This is a genomic window from Actinomycetota bacterium (assembly GCA_030682655.1).
Classification (GTDB): Bacteria; Actinomycetota; Coriobacteriia; order Anaerosomatales; family JAUXNU01; genus JAUXNU01.
In genome coordinates this window covers 1-4,759 of record JAUXNU010000041.1, presented here as the reverse complement: position 1 = coordinate 4,759, position 4,759 = coordinate 1, and the positions used below count along the sequence as shown (strand labels likewise).

The window sequence follows — 4,759 nt, the reverse complement described above, 5'->3', positions numbered from 1 at the left end:
GAGCATCGTCTCCTGCTCCTCGGTCAACACGAGCGCCGCACGCCTCGTCTTCCCCGCCATGATCGCCTCCGTCAAGAGTCGGGACAGCATCATGGCTATTGTAGCCTAATATGTAATGGTCTTGTGGGAATGCACTACTAGGTGCAGCGACGTCGAGAGCTTCCGGAGTGCGACTCGGCGATCTGGTGGGGGTTCCGGCCGCGCCCTACTTGCGTAGCGCCTCCTCGCTCTCGGGGTCGAACACCTGCAGCCGGTCCATGTTCATCACGACCTGGACCTTGTCGCCGGGCTTGACCTTGGTTCGCGGGTCGACACGTGCGAGCAGCTTGGTCTCGCCCGCCATCAGGTGCAGGAAGACCTCGTTGCCCATGAGCTCCGTGACGTCGACCTTCACGTCGACCGGCGAGGCCGTTATGTCCGGTGGGGGGTAGTCCTTGTCGTGGAGGTCCTCGGGCCTGACCCCGAACTTGAGGCGTCTTCCCGGGTACTTCGACAGCCAGACGGCCACCTTCTGGGGGACCGGGACCGTGAAGGTCCCTCCGTCGAGCTCCACCTTGTCGCCTTCCACATCGACGCGGGCGTCGAAGAAGTTCATGGCGGGGCTGCCGATGAACCCGGCAACGAACATGTTGGTCGGGCGGTCGTAGAGGTCCTGCGGCGTGCCGACCTGCTGGATCACTCCGAGGTTCATCACCGCGATCCGGTCGGCCATCGTCATGGCCTCGGTCTGGTCGTGCGTGACATAGATGAACGTCGCGCCCAGGTTCCGGTGGAGCTTGCTTATCTCGGCACGGGTGTGCACCCGCAGCTTCGCGTCGAGGTTCGAGAGCGGCTCGTCCAGAAGGAAGGCCCTGGGCTCGCGCACGATCGTCCGGGCCAGGGCGACGCGCTGCCGCTGACCTCCGGAGAGCTGCCCGGGCTTTCGCTGCAGGAGCTCCTCCACCCCCAGTATCTGGGCCGCGCTGCGCACCTTTCGCTCGATCTCGTCCTTGGGCACGTGCCTGATCTTCAGCCCGAAGCCTATGTTGCGCGCCACCGGCTTGTGCGGGTACAGCGCGTAGGAGTGACAGTCCATCGCGATGTCGCGGTCCTTGGGCTGCACGTGAGTGACGAGACGGTCGCCGATCCAGATGCCGCCCTCCGTGATCTGCTCGAGCCCCGCCAGGCAGCGAAGCGCCGTGGACTTGCCGCATCCGGAAGGCCCGACCAGCACCATGAACTCCTTGTCGGGAACCTCAAGGTCGAAGTCCTTGAGCGCCAGCCCGCCGTCACCCTCGCCCCGGCGGCCGTAGCTCTTGTAGGCGTGCTCCCAATACACCCTCGCCATGGTCGATCAGCCTTTCACCGCGCCGGCCAGGATGCCCTGGACGAAGTATCGCTGCAGGGCGAAGAACAGGATCAACGGCAGGATCATCGAGATGAACGCCGCCGATGTGAGCAGATGCCAGGAGCTTCCGTATGAGGACACCAGGTTGCTGATCGTCACGGTCATCGGCGCCACCTGCCTGGAGCCGCCAAGGTAGACCAGCGCGATCAGCAGGTCGTTCCAGATCCACAGGAACTGGAAGATGGCGAGAGCCGCCAGCGAGGGCACCGACAGCGGGAGTACCAGACGCGTGAAGGCGGTGAAGTGCCCGGCGCCCTCAAGGAACGCCGACTCCAACAGGTCCCTGGGCAGCGCGATGAAGAAGTTGCGCAACAGCAGTACCGAGAAGGGCAGCCCGTAGGCGACGTGCGCCACCCATATGGCGGGGAAGGTGCCCGTCAGGTTCAGGTTCGCGAACATCTTCAGCACGGGGATGAGCGTCAGCTGCAGCGGGACGACGAGCAGCCCGATCACGACGAGGAAGAGCCCGTCGCGTCCCGGCATCTCGATCCACGCGAAGGCATAGGCCGCCAGCGCCGCGACGACGATAGTGAGGATGGTGGCGGGCACCGAGATGATCACGCTGTTCCTGAACGCCTGGTCCATTCCCTGTGTGTTCAAGACGCTTTGGTAGTTCTCGACGGTGAACTCGAACGGAGTCTTCAGCGCCGTCCACCAGCCGGTGCTGGAGATGAGTTGTCTGGGCCGGAACGAGCTCACGAGCAGGCCCGCCCACGGGACCATCCAGGCCGCGCAGATGCCCATGATCAGGAGGTGGAGCGGCCCTCGGGAAAGGGCGCGTGTGATTCCCAGGACGCGGTCCTTCGATCGCTGGTCCGCCATCTCAGGTTCCTTCTCGGCGGAAGCGGCGGATGTTGAAGGCCATCATCGGCACGATCGCCAGCAGGAGGATGACCGCCACAGCGCTGGCTCGCCCGAAGTTCCCGAAGCTGAACATCTCCTTGAACATCCGGTTGGCCAGCACGTCGGTGCGGTAGTTGCCGAACGTCATCACGTACACCAGGTCGAAGACCTTCAGCGAGTTGATCACGAGCGTCACGGTCACCACAGCCAGCACGGGTCTCAGCATCGGCAGCAGCACGTACCAGAACAGCTGGCGCTCGGTCGCACCGTCGACTCGGGCCGCCTCCAGTACCTCGGTGGGGATCCCCTTCAGCCCAGCCGAGATGACCACCAGCGCGAAACCGGTCCACATCCAGATACCGGCCGCTATCAGAGCGTAGTTGTTGACGGCCGGGTTGATGATCCACGGGACGGGATCGCCGCCGAAGCTGTCCAGTACCGCGTTCACCACGCCGGTCTGCTCGAAGCCCGGAGGCCGGTACAGGTACATGAACCGCCAGATGACGCCTGCGGCGGTGAAGGACACCGCCATCGGTATGAAGATCAGCGCCTTGGCGACCGCTTCGTACCGCACCTGGTTCGCGAGCACAGCGAGTATCAGCCCGAGCACGACGGTGGCGCCGGTGAACAGAGTCAGCCAAAGCAGGTTGTTCCGGAAGACGTAGAGAGTGCTGGGAGACGTGAACAGGAAGACGTAGTTCCGCAACCCGACGTACTGGGTCGAGCTGGCGTCGAAAAGGCTCAAGTAGACGGTCTGGATGACCGGATAGACCAGGAACACGGCGAGCAAGACCAGCGCGGGCGTCAGATACCCCAGCGCCGCCAGCGGCAACCGCAGGTCCCGAGGGGGCGGCTTGGGGGCCGTCCCCTCGGGACCTGCGGTTGCGTCGGTGCGTTTCACTGCGTCGCGGTCTCCGAGCCTGTAGGCGCACCGGAGGGAGGAGCCTGCTGCTCCGCCTCCCGACCGGCGTAGGCCTCCTCGGCCACCTTCTCGATGTCCGCCAGGATCGTGTCGATCCTTCCGGGATCCTCGACGTAGTCGAGGATCCCGCGCCAGTAGGCGTTCTGAAGCTCGGCCGGCATCAGGTCGTCCGCGTCGAAGCGGAAGATCTCCGATCCGGTGAGCTGCTGGGCCGCCTTCTGGGTCAGCGGGTCCGGATACGCCGAGGCGTCGAAGGACCGGTTGGGCGTGGTGAAACCGCCTGCCTCGGCCCACGGGGTCCATGAGTCACCCTTGGCGAGGTACGCCAGGAGGGACCGGGCCGATGGGGTGTCGTTGAACATGACGGCTATGTCGCCTCCGCCGGTCACCGAGCCCTGATACTGAGGGTTGACGGCCGGAGTCTGGAAGAAGTCGTAGTCCTGCACGGCCTGCAGGTCCGGGAACTGCTCCTCGATGAAGCCCTGCGCGAAGCTGCCGAGGAAGAACATCTGCGCCTTGGGCGGGTCTTCGTATGGCAGGTACGAGGCGTCCTGGAAGGGCGTGGAAAGGATGGCGTCCTTCCCGCCGGCCACGTAGCCGTCCTTCAGCACCATGTCGCCGAAACGCTCGAAAGCGGCCTTGATGGTCGGGTCCGTCCACGGGATCTCGTGGTTGACCCACTGGTCGTACTTCTCCGGGCCGTTCTCGGAAAGGTAGATCTCCTGGATCCAGTCGGATCCCGGCCACCCGGAGGCGCCGCCGGACTCCAAGCCGACGGACCAGGGGGTGTCGCCTGCCTGCTCCATGCTGGCCGCCAGCTGCTCCAGCTCGTCCCAGGTCTGCGGCGCCTGGTAGCCCTTCTCCTGGAACTGCTTGGGGTTGTACCAGATGGTGCTCTTGGGCGAGGCCTTGATGAAGATGCCGTAGAACTGCCCGTTCACCGTGCCCTGCTCGATCCAGGTCTCGCCGTAGTCCTGCCGCAGCTGGTCCATGTCGACGGCCTCGTCGAGTGGTTGCATGTTCTCCGCGTACTGCTGCAACAGCGCGGGGTTCGGCAGTATGGCGATATCGGGAGGGTTGCCGCCGGAGACCCTCGCACGGAGGATGGCCGACAGGTCGCGCGTCCCCTCGAAGTTCATCGTCCCGCCGGTCTCCTGTTCCCAGCCCTTGGCGACCGCGGTGAAGTTCTCGAGTTCCGCGCCGCCCCAGACTCCCATCACCTGGACGGCGCCGATCTCCTCCTCTGCTCCGCCACTTCCTCCTCGAGGTTGGCATCCGGGAACGAACGCGACCGCCAGCGTCAACACGACAGCGGCGGCCAAGAAACGCCTGCCGATCATGGTCATCGCCTCCTAGGCTCCGGGCCCTTGCCGAGTGGCAAGGCGAGCAGTATGTTCCCGTTTCCGAGCGGAAAGACACGGCCCTTGCCGAGAGGACCTGCTCACCGCGGCCTCGGGCGACCTGGGCTAGTAGTGCATTCCCACAAGACCATTACATATTAGGCTACAATAGCCATGATGCTGTCCCGACTCTTGACGGAGGCGATCATGGCGGGGAAGACGAGGCGTGCGGCGCTCGTGTTGACCGAGGAGCAGGAGACGATGCTC

The 4,759-nt window shown here is 64.7% G+C and carries 4 protein-coding genes; all 4 read right to left on the bottom strand.

Annotated features, from left to right (window positions below; genetic code table 11):
- Positions 1–205: 205 nt before the first annotated feature.
- Genes ugpC through Q8K99_02175 form a run of 4 tightly spaced genes read right to left on the bottom strand, consistent with a single transcriptional unit; the run spans position 206 to position 4,492 of the window.
- Entirely contained in the window at positions 206–1,327 is a 1,122-nt protein-coding gene (ugpC, locus tag Q8K99_02190; GenBank protein ID MDP2181365.1) for a sn-glycerol-3-phosphate ABC transporter ATP-binding protein UgpC, read from the bottom strand.
- A gap of 6 nt (positions 1,328–1,333) precedes the next feature.
- Positions 1,334–2,209 (bottom strand): carbohydrate ABC transporter permease, encoded by an 876-nt coding sequence (locus Q8K99_02185; protein MDP2181364.1) that lies wholly within the window; start codon positions 2,207–2,209, stop codon positions 1,334–1,336.
- Position 2,210: 1 nt separating this feature from the next.
- On the bottom strand, positions 2,211–3,131 hold the full coding sequence (locus tag Q8K99_02180; GenBank protein MDP2181363.1) for a sugar ABC transporter permease: 921 nt from the start codon (positions 3,129–3,131) through the stop codon (positions 2,211–2,213).
- Entirely contained in the window at positions 3,128–4,492 is a 1,365-nt protein-coding gene (locus Q8K99_02175) for an ABC transporter substrate-binding protein (protein ID MDP2181362.1), read from the bottom strand. The genes Q8K99_02180 and Q8K99_02175 overlap by 4 nt, the downstream gene beginning before the upstream one ends.
- Positions 4,493–4,759: the final 267 nt, after the last annotated feature.

Excerpts from the sequence above, each read along its gene's own strand:
- Q8K99_02185 (MDP2181364.1), bottom strand. The coding sequence starts at position 2,209 with ATGGCGGACCAGCGATCGAAGGACCGCGTCCTGGGAATCACACGCGCC.
- ugpC (MDP2181365.1), bottom strand. The coding sequence starts at position 1,327 with ATGGCGAGGGTGTATTGGGAGCACGCCTACAAGAGCTACGGCCGCCGG.
- Q8K99_02175 (MDP2181362.1), bottom strand. The coding sequence starts at position 4,492 with ATGATCGGCAGGCGTTTCTTGGCCGCCGCTGTCGTGTTGACGCTGGCG.